General features: G+C 72.2%; 16 protein-coding genes. 8 read left to right on the forward strand and 8 right to left on the reverse strand.

Annotation, left to right across the window (positions count from 1 at the left end; all coding sequences use genetic code 11):
• Positions 1–128 precede the first annotated feature (128 nt).
• Positions 129–725 (reverse strand): hypothetical protein, encoded by a 597-nt coding sequence (locus tag C2L59_RS09985; protein WP_103349236.1) that lies wholly within the window; start codon positions 723–725, stop codon positions 129–131.
• A 105-nt stretch (positions 726–830) separates the two neighbouring features.
• Positions 831–1,472, reverse strand: a complete 642-nt coding sequence (locus tag C2L59_RS09990) for a TetR/AcrR family transcriptional regulator (protein ID WP_103349237.1) — start codon at positions 1,470–1,472, stop codon at positions 831–833.
• A gap of 112 nt (positions 1,473–1,584) precedes the next feature.
• Here C2L59_RS09990 and C2L59_RS09995 point away from each other — a divergent pair, with 112 nt between their 5' ends.
• The 7 genes from C2L59_RS09995 (at position 1,585) to C2L59_RS10025 (ending at position 9,976) form a co-directional block, all read left to right on the forward strand.
• Positions 1,585–2,433 carry a shikimate dehydrogenase gene (locus tag C2L59_RS09995; protein ID WP_103349238.1) on the forward strand — a complete coding sequence of 283 codons (849 nt, stop codon included), beginning with the start codon at positions 1,585–1,587 and terminating at the stop codon, positions 2,431–2,433.
• Positions 2,423–4,222: a sugar phosphate isomerase/epimerase and 4-hydroxyphenylpyruvate domain-containing protein gene (locus C2L59_RS10000; RefSeq protein ID WP_103349239.1), complete on the forward strand. Its 1,800-nt coding sequence runs from the start codon at positions 2,423–2,425 to the stop codon at positions 4,220–4,222. The genes C2L59_RS09995 and C2L59_RS10000 overlap by 11 nt, the downstream gene beginning before the upstream one ends.
• 301 nt (positions 4,223–4,523) lie before the next feature.
• Positions 4,524–5,828 (forward strand): sugar ABC transporter substrate-binding protein, encoded by a 1,305-nt coding sequence (locus tag C2L59_RS10005; protein ID WP_103349240.1) that lies wholly within the window; start codon positions 4,524–4,526, stop codon positions 5,826–5,828.
• A complete protein-coding gene (locus C2L59_RS10010; protein ID WP_103349241.1) occupies positions 5,825–6,811 on the forward strand; it encodes a carbohydrate ABC transporter permease in 987 nt (328 codons plus the stop codon). The genes C2L59_RS10005 and C2L59_RS10010 overlap by 4 nt, the downstream gene beginning before the upstream one ends.
• Positions 6,808–7,638 (forward strand): carbohydrate ABC transporter permease, encoded by an 831-nt coding sequence (locus C2L59_RS10015; RefSeq protein ID WP_103349242.1) that lies wholly within the window; start codon positions 6,808–6,810, stop codon positions 7,636–7,638. The genes C2L59_RS10010 and C2L59_RS10015 overlap by 4 nt, the downstream gene beginning before the upstream one ends.
• Positions 7,639–7,642: 4 nt before the next feature.
• Positions 7,643–9,082, forward strand: a complete 1,440-nt coding sequence (locus C2L59_RS10020; protein ID WP_103349243.1) for a glycoside hydrolase family 3 protein — start codon at positions 7,643–7,645, stop codon at positions 9,080–9,082.
• 135 nt (positions 9,083–9,217) lie between these two features.
• On the forward strand, positions 9,218–9,976 hold the full coding sequence (locus tag C2L59_RS10025; RefSeq protein WP_103349244.1) for a hypothetical protein: 759 nt from the start codon (positions 9,218–9,220) through the stop codon (positions 9,974–9,976).
• 95 nt (positions 9,977–10,071) lie between these two features.
• On the opposite strand, the gene C2L59_RS10030 is transcribed toward C2L59_RS10025, so the two are convergent.
• The 6 genes from C2L59_RS10030 to C2L59_RS10050 form a co-directional block, all read right to left on the reverse strand.
• Positions 10,072–10,566, reverse strand: coding sequence for a GNAT family N-acetyltransferase (locus tag C2L59_RS10030; protein WP_103349245.1), 495 nt, complete (start codon positions 10,564–10,566; stop codon positions 10,072–10,074).
• Positions 10,559–11,803, reverse strand: coding sequence for an MFS transporter (locus tag C2L59_RS10035; RefSeq protein ID WP_103349246.1), 1,245 nt, complete (start codon positions 11,801–11,803; stop codon positions 10,559–10,561). Before C2L59_RS10035 ends, C2L59_RS10030 begins: the two co-directional genes overlap by 8 nt.
• 8 nt (positions 11,804–11,811) lie before the next feature.
• Positions 11,812–13,992: a YcaO-like family protein gene (locus tag C2L59_RS10040; protein ID WP_103349247.1), complete on the reverse strand. Its 2,181-nt coding sequence runs from the start codon at positions 13,990–13,992 to the stop codon at positions 11,812–11,814.
• 82 nt (positions 13,993–14,074) lie between these two features.
• Positions 14,075–14,209, reverse strand: coding sequence for a hypothetical protein (locus C2L59_RS49800; protein ID WP_255410252.1), 135 nt, complete (start codon positions 14,207–14,209; stop codon positions 14,075–14,077).
• A 235-nt stretch (positions 14,210–14,444) separates the two neighbouring features.
• A complete protein-coding gene (locus tag C2L59_RS10045) occupies positions 14,445–15,875 on the reverse strand; it encodes a DUF1996 domain-containing protein (RefSeq protein ID WP_103349248.1) in 1,431 nt (476 codons plus the stop codon).
• A gap of 501 nt (positions 15,876–16,376) precedes the next feature.
• Positions 16,377–16,991, reverse strand: coding sequence for a sigma-70 family RNA polymerase sigma factor (locus C2L59_RS10050; RefSeq protein ID WP_103349249.1), 615 nt, complete (start codon positions 16,989–16,991; stop codon positions 16,377–16,379).
• Positions 16,992–17,235: 244 nt separating this feature from the next.
• Between C2L59_RS10050 and C2L59_RS10055 the strand changes: the two genes are divergently transcribed.
• Positions 17,236–17,640 (forward strand): pyridoxamine 5'-phosphate oxidase family protein, encoded by a 405-nt coding sequence (locus tag C2L59_RS10055; protein ID WP_103349250.1) that lies wholly within the window; start codon positions 17,236–17,238, stop codon positions 17,638–17,640.
• Positions 17,641–17,769 lie beyond the last annotated feature (129 nt).

The following is a 17,769-nucleotide window of genomic DNA, read 5'->3' on the forward strand; positions in this document are numbered from 1 at the left end:
GGGTGCGAGACCGGACCCCGGGTGTCAAGAGCGGGATTTCAGGCGTTCAGGCAGTCGATCATGAGGTCGCCGCCGGAAGCGGGCTTCGCAGGCAAGCCGTGGTGGGACGTCCGCGTGCCGCGACCGCGCTACTGCGTGGCTGTTTCTGGCCCGTCGACTGGTGCCTGTACTGGTGTTCCGGGCGGGAGGCCGGGGTCGTCGGCGTAGGGAAGGTCCGTTCGCGGTAATGCCCAGCCGCTCGACGCAGATGGCCGAGCCCAGCCCGTTTCGCCGAACGCCCAGTAGCAGAGGTTCATGCGCTCGGGATACAGAACGATTCCCGCACCGGTGACCCTCGGGCGGCCCGCGTAGGCGGCAGTGGTGGCGGCGACGGCAAGATCGGCCAATTGCAGGTGGGGAACGTGATGACTGTGCGCAGTCACGATCGGCAGGATGATCTTGCCGGGTTGGATATATTCGGTGCCGTGGTCGGTGAGGTCAAGGGAGGCAGCCGGCCACTTGGTCTCTTCAGCAGCGCCGCCTCCGGGCTTGTCCGCGATGACGATGCCGGCATCGCCCACGTCGCCGAGGTGCATGGACACCCGCTCGTAGAGCCATTTGAGGATCTCGGCCCCGGCTTCGGCTTGCGTGCGGCTGCTGTACCGAGCCGAGTGGCCGAGGAGCACGACCATGCTCTTGACGTCTCTCAAGGCAGCGGCCTTCAGCATCCTGCTGCCGGCTGTCATCGGTGAACACCACCCGCAAAGCGAAGCCTCCTGCCCGGCTCTCCTGTCGAGCAAGTCGCCGTGGGCAGGGAAAATGTGACACTTCGTTCGCGTCGGAGCGGGATTTCAGGCCGTCAGGTAGTCGATCACCAGGTCGCCGAGCATGGTGCGGTAGTGCTCGCGGCGGGCCGGGGCCAGCATGTCGCGGCCGAAGATCGCCTGGAACGTGTGGCGGTTGGCCAAGCGGAACACGCAGAACGAACTGATGATCATGTGGACGTCGAGGGCGTCGGCGTCCTCGCGGAAACGGCCGGCGTCGCGGCCTCGCTGCAGGACCACCGTGAGGCTGCCCAGGGCCGGGTCGGCCAGGCCGGCCAGGATTTCCGACTGGGCCAGGTGCTCGGCGTGGTGGATGTTCTCGATGCTGACCAGCCTGATGAAGTCCGGGTTGGCCTCGTGGTGGTCGAACGTCAGGGCCGCCAGCCGGCGCAGTGCGTCCTCCGGGTCCAGGTGCTCGACGTCGACCTGCTGCTCCAGGACGCGGATCGTCGTGTACGCCTTCTCCAGGACCGCGATGTACAGCTGTTCCTTGCCGCCGAAGTAGTAGTAGATCATCCGCTTGGTCGTGCTCGTGCGGGCGGCGATCTCGTCGACGCGGGCGCCGGTGTAGCCCTTGTCCGCGAACTCGCGGGTGGCCACCGCCAGGATGTCGGCGCGCGTGCGGTCCTTGTCGCGCTGGCGCTCGGCCTCCGACGATGGTGCGGCCACCGGGCTCCTTCCGCTGCAGGTCGACGGCCCCACTCTAGCCCAGCCCTACCGTGCGGGCGGCCGCCGCGCTACCGTGAACGTACTAGTTCGTACATTAATGCGGAGGCGACGCTTGGCCAGCTACCTGATCGGACTCGTCGGCTCGGGCATCGGCCCGTCGGCCAGCCCGGCGCTGCACGAACGCGAGGCCGGCGAGCTCGGCCTCCGGTACGTCTACCGGCTGCTGGACCTCGACGTCCTGCGCCGCCCGGTCGCCGACGTGCTCGCCGCCGCCCGGCTCGCCGGGTTCGACGGGCTCAACGTGACCCACCCGGCCAAGCAGCTGGTCCTGAAGCACCTCGACGAGCTTTCGCCCGAGGCCGCCGCTCTCGGCGCGGTCAACACCGTCGTGTTCCGCGACGGCCGTGCGGTCGGCCACAACACCGACGCCACCGGGTTCGCCCGCAGCCTCGGCCGCGGCCTGCCGGACGTCCCGCTCGACGACGTCGTCCTGCTCGGCGCCGGGGGAGCGGGCGCGGCGGTCGCGCACGCCCTCCTCTCGCTGGGCACCGGCCGGCTCACGATCCACGACGTCGACCGCGAACGCAGCGGGAAGCTCGCCGAGGCGCTGCGGCGCAGGTTCGGCGCCGGACGCGCGGAAACCGGCGGCCTGGAAGCGGTCCGCCGCGCCGACGGCCTGGTGCACGCCACCCCGACCGGGATGGCGGCCCACCCCGGCTCGCCGCTGCCGGCCGAGCTGCTGCGCCCGGACCTGTGGGTCGCCGACATCGTCTACCGGCCGCTGGAGACCGCCCTGCTGGCCGCCGCCCGCGCCCGCGGGTGCCGCGTGCTGGACGGCGGCGGCATGGTCGTGCTGCAGGCCGCCGAGTCGTTCCGGCTGTTCACCGGCGTCGACCCGGATCCGGCGCGGATGCTGCGGCACTTCGACACCCTCGAAGGGAAGGCCGCCCGTGCCGCCTGAACCCCGCACCGCGATCGCCACCGTCTGCCTCTCCGGCACGCTCGAGGACAAGCTCGCCGCGGCCGCCGCGGCCGGGTTCGACGGCGTCGAGCTGTTCGAGAACGACCTGGTCGTGGCCCCGTCGAGCCCGGCCGCAATCCGCCGCCGGTGCGCCGACCTCGGCCTGTCGATCGACCTCTACCAGCCGTTCCGCGACTTCGAAGCCGTGCCGCCGTCCGTGCACGCGGCCAACCTGCGGCGCGCGGCGCGCAAGTTCGACGTCATGGCCGAGCTCGGCACGGACACCGTGCTGGTCTGCTCGTCGGTCTCCCCCGACGCGATCGACGACGACGAGCTCGCCGCCGGGCAGCTGCACGCGCTGGCGGAGCTGGCCGCGCAGCGGGGGATGCGGATCGCGTACGAGGCACTGGCCTGGGGCCGGCACGTCAGCGGCTACGAACACGCGTGGCGCATCGTGCGCCGCGCCGCGCACCCCGCGCTCGGCGTCTGCCTCGACAGCTTCCACATCCTCTCCCGGGGCCACGACCCGGCACCGATCCGCGCGATCCCCGGCGACAAAATCTTCTTCCTGCAGCTCGCCGACGCCCCGCGCCTGCCGATGGACGTCCTGCCGTGGAGCCGCCACCACCGGCTCTTCCCCGGCCAGGGCGACTTCGACCTGACGGCGTTCACCGGGCACGTGCTGGCCGCGGGCTACCGTGGACCACTGTCCCTGGAGGTCTTCAACGACGTCTTCCGCCAAGCCGACCCGCGGCCGGCCGCGGTCGACGCCATGCGGTCCCTGCTGGCGCTGGAAGAAGCTCTCGGGGTGCGCGACCTGCCGCCCGCACCGGCGCTGACCGGCCACGCGTTCGCCGAGGTCGTCACCGACCCGGGCGGCGGGCGGGTGCTCGCCTCGCTGGGCTTCGCCCGCACCGGCGTGCACCGGACCAAGCCGGTCGAGCTGTGGGAGCAGGGCGACGCCCGGGTGGTGGTCAACGAGGGCGGCGCGGCGCACGGCGCCGTCGGCGCGGTGGCCCTGGCCAGCGCCGACCCGGCCCGCTCGGCCCGGCGGGCCGAAGCGCTGCTCGCGCCGGTCCTGCCGCGGGTGCACGGCCCGCGCGAGGCCGACCTGGCCTCGGTGGCGGCGCCGGACGGCACCCAGGTGTTCCTCTGCGGCGACGACTGGCGCGACGACTTCGTGCCGACCGGCGAAACGGCGGCCGGCGCGGGGGTCTTCGGAATCGATCACGTGGCGCTCACCCAGCCCTTCGACCACTTCGACGAGGCCGCGCTGTTCTACCGGTCGGTGTTCGGGCTGACGCCGTCGCCGGTGACCGAGTTCGCGGCGCCGTTCGGGCTGGTGCGCAGCCGCGCGGTGGCGGCGGGGGAGGTCCGGCTGACGCTGGACAGCGCCCTGGTCCGCCGCGGCGAATGGGCGCCCGCGGTCCCCGAACCGCAGCACGTGGCCTTCGCCTGCACCGACGCCCTCGCGGCGGCCGCGGCCATGCGGGCCGCGGGCGCGCCGCTGCTGGCCGTGCCGGCCAACTACTACGACGACCTCGAGGCGCGCCTGGACCTGCCGGCCGGGCGCCTGGCCGGGCTGCGGGCGCACTCGGTGCTGTACGACCGCGACACCGGCGGCGAGTTCCTGCACTTCTACACGGCGCTGGCCGGGGCGCGGATGTTCTTCGAGGTGGTGCAGCGGATCGGCGGGTACCGCGGGTACGGGGTGGCGAACGCGCCGGTGCGGATGGCCGCGCACCGCGCCCGGCGACCTGCGGCGCCACCGGTGAAAACACCGGCCTGACCGCCACCGCCGCCCCGGGAACCCTTTCCCGGGGCGGTTTTCGTCGTGCCCCGCGACCGCGGGCGCGCCGGATTCCGGTGCGCAGGCGGTGAAAAACGTCCGGGACACGTTCCTATCCGGACGACTTCTGCCGCGGCGGCCGCATCACCGGTAACCGCCCGGCTACTCCTCGCATGCGTTTACAACGTTCCGGCAACCGCCTTGACAGGGCCTGTGGTACGTACCACTCTAACCCCAACATTGGTCTACACCATTTGGGGCGCCTGGCCACGATGGCCGGGCATCGAAAGGACGGCATCGAGTGAAACGCTGGCTCAAGCTGGCGGCGGGCGCCGCCGCACTCACCCTCGCGACCGCAGGCTGCGCGGGCTCCAGCGGCTCGGACACGGCCGCTTCGTCGAGCGGCGCTCCCGCGCAGCTCAGCGGCACGGTCACGGTCTGGCTGATGACGGGCTCCGCGCCGACCACGCTCACGGACGCGCTGAACAAGGAGTTCGAGGCCGCGCACCCCGGGGTCAAGGTCAAGTACGAAATCCAGCAGTGGGACGGCATCCAGCAGAAGCTGACCACCGCGCTGGCCGGCGGCACCCCGCCGGACGTCATCGAGATCGGCAACACGCAGACCGCGGCGTTCGCCTCGCAGGACGGCGTGCTGACCGACCTGTCCGGTGACAAGGACAGCTTCAACGGCGCCCAGTGGCTCAAGGGCCTCGCGGACTCCGGCACCTACGACGGCAAGACCTACGGCGTGCCGTTCTACGCGGCCAACCGCGAGGTCATCTACCGCAAGGACATGTTCGAGCAGGCCGGCATCACCAAGGCCCCGGCGTCGAACGACGAGTGGGTCGACGCGATCGGCAAGCTGAAGACCAAGTTCGGCTCCGACCCCGAGTTCCAGCCGCTGTACATGCCGGGCCAGAACTGGTACGCCCTGCTGTCGTTCATCTGGGACAACGGCGGTGACATCGCCAAGGCCGACGGCAAGAACTTCAAGGCCACCCTCGACACCCCCGAGGCCAAGGCCGGCCTGGACTTCTACAAGAAGCTCGTCGACGTCTCCGGCACCAAGGCGCCGAAGGACGCGGACGAGGCCAAGCCGCAGCAGGCGACCGTCTACGGCGCCGGCAAGGTGGCCATGATGATCGGTCTCCCGTGGGAGCTGGCGACGGCGGCGAAGACCGACCCGAGCCTGACCGCCAAGACCGGCGCGTTCGCGATCCCGAGCAAGACCGCCGGCCAGAGCGCCCCGGTGTTCCTGGGTGGTTCGAACCTGGCGGTCCCGGCCAACAGCAAGAACGCGGCCGCCGCCAAGGAGTACATCAAGCTGCTCTCCAGCGCGAAGTACCAGAGCCAGCTCGCCGCCGCCGGCGTCGTGCCCGGCACGTCGACCGACCTCACCGGCCTGGACAAGGACCCGCTGGGCAGCGTGATGGCCAAGGCGTCCACCAACGGCAAGGCCGTGCCGGCCAGCCCCAAGTGGGGTGACGTGGAGTCCGGCCAGAACCCGGTCAAGGACATGCTGACCGCGTACCTGACCGGCAAGAAGACGCTCGACCAGGCGACCGCCGACGCCAACGCAGCGCTGAACAAGCTCATCGGCGGATGACAGCGACCGCGAACGTGACGATGCCGGCGGGGGCGACCCCGCCGGCATCGCCGCGCGACCCGCGGGTCAAGCGGCGCAGGCGGGGCCGGTTCGGCGACCGGGTGCTCCCGTACCTGCTCCTGCTCCCCGCGCTCGTCGCGATCCTCGTCCTGCTCGCCTGGCCGCTGGTCCAGGTGCTCGCGATCAGCTTCCGCAAGCTCGACATCGGCCAGCTCGTCTCCGGCAAGACCATCTGGATCGGGTTCGACAACTACACGAACACGCTTTCGGACCCGGAGTTCTGGACGATCACCGTCCGGACCCTGGTCTTCACCGCCGCCATCGTGGCCGCCACCATCCTGGGCGGCCTGCTGCTGGCGATCCTGATGCGCCACCTCGGCCCGGTCGTGCGGATCATGGTCCAGGTGACGCTGGTACTCGCCTGGGCGACCCCGGTGATCGCCACCACCACGGTGTTCCAGTGGATCTTCGACCAGCAGTACGGCATCCTCAACAAGACCCTGGACAAGCTGGGCTTCCCCGGGTTCATCGGGTTCTCGTGGTTCTCCAGCGGCCCCAGCACGCTGACCGTGATCGGGCTGCTCATCGTCTGGCAGGCCGTGCCGTTCGTGACGTTCTCGCTGTACGCGGGCATCATCGGCGTGTCGCGCGAGCAGTACGAGGCCGCCGGCATCGACGGCGCCAGCGCGTGGCAGACGTTCCGCGCGGTCACCTGGCCCGCGATCCGGCCGATCACCACCATGGTGACGTTCCTGTCGGTGCTGTGGGACTTCAACGCGTTCGCGCAGATCTGGGCGATCCGCGAGGGCGGCCCGGACGGCGGGAGCACCACGCTGGCCGTCGTGCTGTACCTCAAGGGCATCGCGGGCAACCACTTCGGCGCGGCGGGCGCGATCGCCACGCTGATGCTGATCGTGCTCGCGCTCATCACCGGGCGGTACATCCAGCTGCTGGTCCGGACCCCGGAAGGTGATCTCAAGTGAGGAAGTCGCTGCCGCAGCGGATCGTGCTCTCGGTCGTGGGCGTGGTCGTGGCGCTGCTGATCCTCTTCCCGACGTACTGGATGTTCGTCACGTCGCTGCGGACGCCGGGGGAGATCCTGTCGCCGAAGTACGACCTGATCCCGACATCGTTCTCCTTCGGCAACTTCGCCACCGCGCTGGGCAAGGACAACTTCCCGACCTACCTGATGAACAGCCTGATCGTCACCGTCGGTTCGGTGCTGTGCGCGCTGATCGCCGGTACGCTGGCGGCGATCCCGCTGTCGCGGCTGCGGTTCACCGGCCGCAAGGGCTTCCTGGTGCTGGTCATGGTGGCGCAGCTGGCGCCGGTGTCGGCCCTGTTCATCCCGCTGTTCCTGCTGATGCGGGACGCCGGGCTGCTCAACACGCTGCCGTCGCTGCTGCTGATCTACTTCGCCACCACGCTGCCGTTCACGGTGTGGATGCTCTACGGGTTCGTCAACGGGATCCCGTACGAGCTGGAAGAGGCGGCGATGATCGACGGCTGCAGCCAGACCGGCGCGTTCCGCCGGGTGACGCTGCCGCTGCTCGGCCCGGGCCTGGTCACCACGTCGGTGTTCAGCTTCATCACCGCCTGGAACGAGTACCTGTTCGCGCTGGTCTTCATCCAGGACAAGCCGAAGGAGACCCTGCCGGTGTGGCTGGCGTCGTTCCGGACGGCGTTCGCCACCGACTGGGGCGGGGTGATGGCCGCGTCGGTCATCTACGCGGTCCCGGCGCTGGTCTTCTTCCTGCTCGTGCAGCGCAAGCTGGTGTCCGGCGCGACCGCCGGCGCCGTGAAGGGGTAGCGCGTTGACTTCGGAAGCCGCAAAGCTCGCCGATGCCGTCCTCCTGCCCGGGTTCGCCGGGACCACCGCGCCGGACTGGCTGCGCCGCCGGATCGCCGGCGGCCTGGGCGGGGTGGTGCTGTTCGGCCGCAACGTCGAGGACGACGAGCAGGTCGCCGCGCTCACCGCGCAGCTGCGGGGCGAGCGGGACGGCGTGGTCGTCGGGATCGACGAGGAGGGCGGCGACGTCACCCGCCTCGACGTGAACACCGGCTCGTTCGTGCCGGGGCCGCTGGCCCTCGGCGCGGCCGACGACCCGGAGCTGACCACGGCCGTCGCGGCCGCGCTCGGCGAACGGCTGGCGGCCTGCGGCGTCACGGTCGACCTGGCGCCGTGCGCCGACCTGACGCTGGCCGCCGAGGACCCGATCATCGGCGTCCGGGCGTTCGGGTCCGACCCGGTGAAGGCGTCGCCGCACGTCGCCGCGTACGTGACCGGGCTGCAGAAGTACGGCGTCGCGGCCTGCGCGAAGCACTTCCCGGGCCACGGCGCCGCGACCGAGGACTCGCACGTGGCGTTGCCGGTGCTGCCGCGGACGGTCGAAGAGCTGCGGGAGATCGAGCTGGTCCCGTTCGCCGCGGCGATCCGGGCCGGGGTGCGCTCGGTGATGTCGGGCCACCTGGTCGTGCGGGCCTGGGGCGAGGAGCCCGCGACGCTCAACCGCGTCGCGCTCACCGACGTCCTGCGCGGCGAGCTCGGCTTCACCGGCGCGGTGATCACCGACGCGCTGGAGATGGGCGCGGTGTCGGGCGCGTACGGCAAGCACGACGGCCTCGGCCGCTCGGCCGTGCGGGCGCTGGCCGCGGGCGCGGACGCCCTGTGCCTCGGCGGCGCGGCCTTCGAGGCCGAGCACCTGGACGCGTGCGTGTCGGCGATCGTGGCCGCCGTCGAAGCGGGGGAGCTGCCCCTGGACCGGCTGGCCGAGGCGGCTTCGCGGACGGCGGCGCTGGGCACCGACCCGGCGCCCGCCTCGGTGGGCCCGGTGGATCGGCGGCTCGGCCTGGAAGCGGCCCGCAAGGCGCTGCGGGTGCAGGGTGCGCCGCGGCTGGCCGGGCCGCCGCTGGTGGTCGACGTCCAGACCGAGCCGACCATCGCCGCCGGGCCGATGCCGTGGGGCCTCGGCGCGCACCTGGCCGAGCTGGTGCCGGGGACGCGGGCGATGACCGCGACGCCGGACGACGCCGAGGCGGTACTCGAAGCGGCGCGGGGCTTCCGCAGCGTCGTCGTGGTCACGCGGGAGGCGCACCGGCACCCGCGGGTGCGGGACCTGCTGGCCGCGTTGTCCACCGTGGAGTTCATCCGGGTGGAAACCGGCGTGCCGGGGCCCGCCGGCGACGGCCCGCGGATCGACACGTTCAGCGGTTCCTGGGTCAGTCTGCGCGCCGCCGCGGAATATCTGGCCTGAAAACGGGCGAAACCCCGCGACCATGGCGGGGTTTCGTCCGCTTTGCCGCATCTCCACAAATCCGGCCACGGTTTGTACGGCCCTTGTACCGGCGGTCCCCATGCTGTCCCCACACCGAAACTGGAGGACGGAAGAATGAACATGGGGATCCTGAAGCGGGTGGCCGGGGTGGCCGGTATCGCCACGGCGATCGCGGTCGTCGGGGCGAGCCCGGCCTTCGCGGCGTCGGGCACGGTGCACACCGACTCGGGCGCCGCGCTGACCGTGCGGGCCACCCCGAGCGCGAGCGGGAGCGCCGTCGGCTCGATCGCCGACGGCACCGCGGTGACCATCAGCTGCCAGACCAACGGCTCGACGGTCGACGGCAAGTACGGCACCTCGGACATCTGGGACAAGGTGGGCAACGGCTACGTCAGCGACGCCTACGTCTACACCGGCTCCGACGGCCGGGTCGCGCCGGACTGCGCCGGTTCGACGCTGACCTGCTCCACCGCGGGCACCGGCGACCCGAACACCTGCGCCGAAGCGGTCACCAAGGCGAAGTCCCGCATCCACACCGGCGACCTCGACTCCTACGAGGGCTGGTGCGACCGGATCAACGCGCAGAACTACGGCTGGTCCGCCTCGGGCTCGGAGACGGCCTACGTCCACTGGACGCAGATCCCGGCGTCGTTCAAGCACCCGGGTGACTACCAGGTCCCGGCCGGCGGGCTCGCGTTCTTCAAGAGCAGCGGCGCCGGGCACACGATGATTTCGATCGGCGGCGGCAAGTTCCTGTCGAACGACATCAACGGCTACGGCAGCTACACCGAGACGACCATCGCGCAGATCAAGAGCAAGTGGGGCCAGACCTACCTCGGCTGGTCGCAGCCGTGGTTCAAGGTGAACCACTGAACCACTGACCCGCTGACCCCGCCGCAGGCGTTTTCCACCGCCTCACCGCGGAACCGGCCCCTGCCCACCATCCCCGGGCAGGGGCCGTTCGCGGCTCAGCCGTGCTTTCCCGCGCGAACGTCGAGGGGCCGGGCCAGCAGCGCCGGGCCGGGCGTGAGGGACCCGACCCGTTCCCAGCCCCAGCGCAGGTACATCGCGTACGCCGGGGCCGCGGGCGCGGCCGCGAGCACCGCGAACGGCTCGGGCCGCCCGGCCAGCAGGTCACGCAGCAACCCGCCGCCGTGCCCGCGCCCGCGCAGGCCCGGCAGGACGGCGAGCTCGTAGACGTAGAACAGCGGACCCGCGGCGAGCCACCCGGGCGCCGGCGTCGCGGCGGCCGGGTGCCACCAGCCGGGTTCGTGTCCGACGCCGTAGGCGAACCCGCCGAGCGCGTCGCCGTCGCGGACCGTCGCCACCGCGAACCCCGGCAGCCGCGCGTGCGCCACCACCGTTTCGCGGAAGCGGGCGGCGTCGGCGGCGTTCTCGCCGTACGGCGGCTCGCGGTAGACCGACAGGTACGCGTCCGCCAGTTCGTCCCACCGGTCACGCACCCGCCGGCTCCTTCGCTTCGGCCACCACCGCCGTCACCGGCTTCAGTCCGGCGAGGACGGTGAACGCGAGCCCGCAGCACCCGGCGAGCACGAGCCACGGTAGCAGCGCGCTCCCGGCCAGCAGCGCGGTGAACGTCACCGGCGCGATGACGCGGGCGGCGCCCCACAGCAGTTCCTCCAGCCCGAAGTAGCGCCCGCGCAGGTGCGGCGGAGCCAGCGCGACGGTGAGCGCGCTGCTCGTCGGCGCCTGCAGCAGTTCCGCGGCGGTGAACACCGCGGTCGCCACCGTGAGCACGGCGATCGCCACGCCGGGCACCGCCGACGGCACCACCGCGAACAGCACGAACGACAGCGCCCACACCGCGGCCGCGACCTGCAGCACCCGGGGCCGGCCGCGGCCCTCCAGGCGGCTCGCCACCACCGTCTGCCCGGCCACCACCAGCACCGTGTTGAGGGCGAACAGCAGGCCCGGCTGCCACGACGGCAGGTCGAGGGTGTCGATCACGTACGCCGACAGCAGCACGGTGAAAGCCAGGTCGCACAGGGCGAACACGAACACGGTCACCAGCACGCGCCGGAAGGCCCGGTCGGCGAGCACGGCCCGGTAGCCCGCCCGCGCCGCCGGCTCGCGGGGCGGGGGTGCGGGGGCGGCGGCCGCTCCGCGCCAGGAGGCGACCAGCCCGGCCGCGACCAGGAACGTCGCCGCGTTCGCCAGCACGATCGCCGTGTAGCCACCGGTGCCGCCCCAGGCGACGAGCACGCCGCCGGCCAGTCCGCCGGCGCCGATGCCGACGTTGCGCAGCGCGCGGTCCATCGCGTACCAGCGGGCGCGCTGGCCGTCGTCGGCCACCTGCGCCACGAGCGCGCTCGAGGCGGGCCAGAACAGTCCTTCGCCCCAGAACGTGAGGGCGGCCAGGGCGACCAGTTGCCACAGCGAGCCCGCGACGACGTAGCCGGCGAACGTCAGCACCCGCAGCAGGTTCGCGATGACGACGACCCGACGGGCGCCGAGCCGGTCGACCAGCGGCCCCGCGAGCGGGCCCGCGGGCAGCGCCAGCAGCGCGGCGGCCGACAACGCCCCGCCGGCCACGGTCAGCGGGAGGCCCTTGGCCGCGTGGAAGTACACGACGGCGAACGGCAGGAACAGCCCCGTGCCGAGCGCGTCGACGGCCTGGGCGGCGACCAGGGGCCGCCGCCCGCGGGTGCGGGGCAGGCCGAGCAGTTCGGTGACCGTCATCGCCGTCCTCACGCGTGGGGGAGCGGGAAGGTGTTCAGCCGCTCCTCGGGCAGCGGCGCGGACCGCCAGCCGAGGTCGACGGCGGCGCGCCGCACCCGGCCGTCACCCCAGTACGGGAGCCCGGCGGGGAAGTTCGACACCAGGCCCGGCACGATCGTGTGCGCGGCGCGGAACCCGGCGGCCGCGACGTCCCGGGTGGTCAGGTCGACGCTGAGCACCTCGAACCCGCGCTCCTCCACGCGTTCCCGGTAGGCCTTCAGCCGTCGCTCGCCCAGCGCGGGCAGGCCTTCCCACGAACGCACCGGCAGGTCGCGCACCCACGGCGCCACCCGCGTCGCGGCCCGCGGGTCGAGGTAGACCTGCTGCTGGCACAGCAGGTCCACGACGTCGCCGAAGTCTTCGCGGTAGGAGTCGAGGTAGCGGCGGTCGGCGCGGTAGGGCTTGAGGTTGCCCAGGTGCGGCAGGTCCGCCTGCATCCCGGCGAGCTCACGCTCGTCGTCGAGGGCGAGGCAGGTGTGGTGCAGCGTGAACCCTTCGGCCAGCGCCTTCTTGGCCGCCTCGAACGCGTCGGGACGCGTGGCGAACCCGATCGAGAGCCAGCGCCGGGCGCGGTCGAACACGGCCGCGGCGACGATCGGGACGGCGAATTCGTTGTCCAGCGGGATCAGCGTGACGTCGTAGGTCCCGGTGGTGTCCGCGATCAGCGCCTGCAGCTCGGCCGGGATCGCCAGCCGGCGCAGCCGCGGGGTGTTGGCCCACCAGATCATGGTCGCGTCGCGTTCGAGCACCTCCTCCAGCCCGGACGTCACGGCGTGCTCTTCGCTGGTCCCGCCGGCCAGCCCGGCGATCAGCGGATCGGTGAAGCGGCCGCTGTCGGCCTCCGGCGAAACGAGGCAGGCGGGCACCCACACGGCTTCTCCCGTGGTGTGGGAAAAGGCCTCGAGCCACGTGCATTCCGTGTCGGGCGTGAGGGGCTCGAAGGGGAAGCCGGGGGTGGCGTACTGCCGTGGCGAGTACAGGTTCAGCCGGCGTGGGTCGAGCGCGGGCACGCCGTCGCGGCGCAACGTCCGGTAGCTCGCGCGCCGGAGTTCGCGTTCCGGGGGCAGCCAGCTGCCGCAGTAGCGCTCGACGGCTTCGCCGATCGCGGAGTCGCGGGCGAGGTCGAAGTCGTGCCAGGAGGTGCCGAACGCCTGGCGGTCGTTGGGCCAGCCGACGACCCGGCGCATGTCCGCGACGTCGACCGCGCACACCTTCAGCCGGGCGGGCATGCCCTGGGCGGGCGGGAGTTCGTGGACCGCCGTCACGATGCCGGTCCGGTCGTCGACGAGCAGGTCGGGTCGCGGACCGCGGGGCTCGACCGGCCGGGGGCGGTCCGGCAGCGGCAGCACGGGCCGGGGCAGCACGGTCAGCCGGGCGGGGTCGAGCTCGAGCTCGCCGGTGGTCGTCTCGGCGGGTTCGCCGGCGAGCCAGCGGTCGAGCTGGACGGCGAGCACGGTCAGCATCCACTGGGCGTCGCCCGGGCGGAACCGGCGGCCGGGTGGCGGGTCCGCGGTGGCGAAGGCGTCGACCACCCGCGGGTCGAGGGCCGCCGCGCGGCGCCGGGCGAGCACGTCGGCGAAGTCGGGCCCGGTGCCGCCGGGGGTGATCGCCGGCCCGGCGAGGCCCTGGCCGCGCTCGCAGCGGAAGGGCAGCAGCCGCAGCCCGCGGTCCGTGCAGTACGCATCGAGGGCGGTGAGTTCGGAATACGCCGGGTGGGTGAAGGCGGCGACGACTACGGTGTCGGCCGGGTCGGCGGGGAAGGGGCGGCCGTCGAAGTCGGAAAGGGTTTCGACCCGCGCGTAGCCCGCCGGTGCGAGGATCCGCGCGAGCGGCACGGTGAACTCGGGTGTGCCGGCGATGAGCACGGTCGTCGAGGCGGGGGTCCGGGCGCCGGCGCGGTCCGCGGTGGGGCGGAGGCTGCCGTCCTCGGCGAGGACGTCGAGCACTTCCGCGTAGGCGGGGTCCACTCCGGACAGCAGCTGCGCGCGGGTGCGGGTGCCGTCGCAGCGCGCGAGCCACGCGCGGAACTCCCCGGTGGGCGCGGTGATCCGGTACTGGCCGCCGTTCGGCGTGATGAGCAGGCACAGCGCCGGTTCGAGGTCGTGCACCTCGATCCCGGTCAGTTCCAGGCGGACGTCGTCGGACGGCATGGCGGACCCCCTTGGTCGGATACGGGCGTGCCGCGGCCCCGGGGCGGGGCCGCGGCACGGGCCGGGCGGAAGAGCGGGCGGGCTACTTCGCCGAAGCGCGGTTGTGGACGACGGCCCGGTTGTGGACCACCGCGCGGTTGTGGACGACGGCGCGGTTGTGGACCACGGCGCGGTTGTGGACGACGGCGGCGGTGGGGCGCTCGAAGGACGAGATCAAGGTTTCCTCCTGCTGGGTCGGGTCTCCGGTGTGGATTCCGGGACGGGGTGACGTGAACAAGTTTGTGGTCCGGGGGTGCACTCTGACGTCTTCAAAAGTGCGATCCGCACACCCGGGCTCCGGAGTTGTGCACGGGCGGGGATGTGCGAAACCCACGGGAGCCCGGGTGACGCACGCACGAACGCCCCGCCACCCACGAGGGGTGACGGGGCGCTCGAAGGGGCGTCCGAAGTGGTCAGGCCCGGCAGGTCCGCCCGCGGTTCACGCAGTTGACCAGCCCGTTCATGATCCGCTGCGACATCACGTTGGCGAAGTCGTCGTGGTCGGAACCCGGGTTGTGCTTCTCCTGCGGGAAAGCGTCCACTTTGTACTGCTTCTTCACCTGGATGTCGTGCGGGATGTCGTAGGTCAGCGAGATCTGCAGCTGCGGCACGGCCTTGAACCCCTTGGCGCACCGGCCGGACTGGTCCGGGAACACGATGTGCGTCCGGTGGTTGGCGCTGTCGGTGTTCTTGCCGTCCCAGCAGCTCGGGAACGTGTGGATGCGCTTGACCTTGCTGCCCTGCGGGCAGATCGGGTACTTGTCGGTGACGCGGTTCTCGAAGCCGGTGCAGGTCCAGCTCGCCTTGGCGTTGGCCGGCCCGTTCGTCGACACCTTCGCGTCGCCGTAGAGCACGCGCAGGAAGCGCGGCATCGCGACGACCTTGCCGACCGGGCTGCCGCGGAAGGTGATCTGCACCCGCTGCGGCCGCAGGATCTGACCGTCGTTGCCGGGCAGCTCGTTGTTCTCGTCCTGGCCCGGCAGCGCGCCGCCGGCGGTGGTGGACGGCGGCGGCGTCGGCGTGCCGGTGTCCTTGCCCGGCTTGGTCGCGCACGGGGCGAGCCCGCCGAGGTCACCGGGCTTCGGCGCGAACCGGCCGATCGCGGTGGCGATCCGGTCGATGATCGCGGCGCGGCGATCCTTGAGCGGGTTCAGGATGGCGTTGCGCACGAAGTCCGGGCCGCCCTGGCCCTGCGTCGCAGCGATGCGCTGGTTGGCTTCGTCGGCCTGGCCGTCGAGCTGGTCGAGGTTGCTGTCGACCTCGGCCATGGCCTGGTCGGGGATGTCGGTCAGCTTGCTGGCCACGTCCGGGCAGGCCACCTGGGCGGTCTTGCTCTCCCGGTCGGCCTGCGCCCGGTCGCCGTCGGGGGCCTTGGCGGGCTCGTTCTTCTCCTCCTCGCCGGTGTCGATGCGCACGACCGGCCAGAAGTAGGCGGACTTGTCGCCGTTGCGGCAGGTGGTGCCCGCCTTGACCAGGCTCTTGTTGTTCGAGTCGGCGTTGGCCGAGAGGTTGCCGACGTAGTCGTGCAGGTGCTGGGCGCCGTTGCGGACGCCCGGCTGGGCGATGAAGTTGTCCGGGTTGAAGTGCTGGTTCTCGTTGCGGCCGCAGTCGACGGTGAACGTGCCGGTCGACGCCCCGGTGACCGGGCGCGGGTCGAACTGGTTCGGCTTCACCTTCAGGATGTCGACGAAGAAGGCGGGGTTCGCTTCGTCGGCGCTCGCTTCACCGGTGTTGCCGGTGGTCGTCGCGACGACGATGCCGCCGACCGCGATCGCGAGGGCGAGACCGCCGGTCGCGATCTTCGTGCGGCGGGACAGCCGATGCCGTCCTTGGGTGCGGGACATGGGAAGATCCTCCGGATGTCGGGCTGGCGGGCGCGCACGGCTGTCGACCGGGTGCGAGCCCCAGGCTCGCCGGCGGTCAGGCGGGGTCCGTGCGCGAAGTTCTGGCAATGGGTTGCGTCGGCAGGAACGACACCCGGCTGGTCCACTGACCCGACATCAGTGGTCGCGCGGCTCACCTGCCCGTGGCCGCGCCGTCAACCGGCTGGTTATCGTTCCGTTATGCAACCTACACGGGCATTTGACACCGGGCAAGAAGTTCTTTTCCGTCGTCACGAACCGTCAGGCCAGGTTCGCGTTTCCGTCACCGAACCGGCCGCTGACCTGGAGATTTACCCTGTTCGGGGTGGTCGCGGAAAAAAGTTTGAACCGAACTGAACCGGCAGCCGTATGCCTGAGTGAGACCCGGCGAATGCCCACGGTCCGGAAGCGCGGGTAAATGGCCGGGGAATGCGTTGATGGCGGTCATTCACGCCCGCGAACCGCCGAAACCGGCTCCGGTTTTCAGGATGTCGCCGGAGTTCCCGCCAGCAGCTGCCGCAGCGTGGTCAAGGCGCGGTGCTGGGCGACGCGGACCGCGCCGGCGCTGGCGAGGCCGACCGCGGCGGCCGTCTCCTCCGCCGTCAGGCCGAGGATGATGCGCAGGACGAGGATTTCGCGCTGGCGCGGCGGGAGCGTGTCGAGCAGCCCGGCCGACCAGTCCAGCGCCGCCGACCGCTCGGCCGCTTCGCCCGTGGGGTCCGCGCCGCCGTCGCGGTCCGCGGGCGGCTCGGCGACCGGGCTGGTGCGGTCGCGCGCCCGGCGGCGGTGGAAGTCGGCGACCTTGTGCGCGGCGATGCCGAAGACGAACGGCAGGAACCCGTCGGCGCCCCTGGCGTACCCGGGCAGCGCCCGGACGATCGCGAGGAGCACGTCCTGCGCGCAGTCCTCGGCGTCGGACGAACCGTCCTGCCACGTGCGGAGCCGGCCCAGGCAGTAGCGGTACACCATCGGCCGCAGCGCGCGGAGCAGCCCGGCGACCGCGGCGCGGTTGCCCTGCACCGCCGACCGGACGAGCAGCGGGTCGAGGGAGAACGTCACCGTGGGCGCGGGACCACCCTCGGTGGAATGCGGCGTCATCCGGCCTCACCCCCTTCTTCCCGCCTCCGGCAACGGACGGTCACGACGCTAAGTGACTCCGCGTGGCCGCCGCACCGGCCGGGTGACCATGGAAAACCGGGTCTTCCGGCCCTGGTGACCGGCACCGGGGTGTGTCTGCCCGCCGCCGGTGCGGGCGGCCGGGCCGAACGGCCCTATCGGGGGACACGGCGTACCGATCACGCTGGTGGCCGGGGATTATTCACAGGAGAAACACAGGGACGCGATGGTGGACGACGTGGGCTTCGGGCTGCTGCTGGACCGGCAGCAGTGCCTCGCCTTGCTCCGGACGGCGAGCCTCGGCCGGGTGATCTTCACCCACCGGGCGATGCCCGCCGTCCGCCCGGTGCGCTTCACGGTGGTCGACGACGCCGTGGTGTTCGCCGTGCCGGCCGGCAGCCCGCTGTACGCGGGCGCGCGCGACGCCGTCGTCGCCTTCGAAGCCGACGAGTTCGCCGACACCGGCGCCGGCTGGTACGTCAGCCTGCTGGGCCGCGCCGCCGAATCCGGCGTCGTCGACTTCGGCGACACCTCCTGCGGGTGCCCGGGGGCCGTCCGGGCCGGTCACCGCTTCCTGCGCGTGCCCGCCGAGACGATCAGCGGGCACCGCATCGCGTGTCACGCGGAGTGATTGCGCGGCATCCGTAACGGGATGGGTCCCGCCATCGACCCACCGGATGGACGAACCCGATGGGGCCGGCACGGGCAGTGACCTGTGGGACCCTTGACGGCCCGGGGCAGGCCCGGGATTCGCGCGGAG

Source organism: Amycolatopsis sp. CA-128772 (assembly GCF_002904295.1).
Taxonomy (GTDB): domain Bacteria; phylum Actinomycetota; class Actinomycetes; order Mycobacteriales; family Pseudonocardiaceae; genus Amycolatopsis.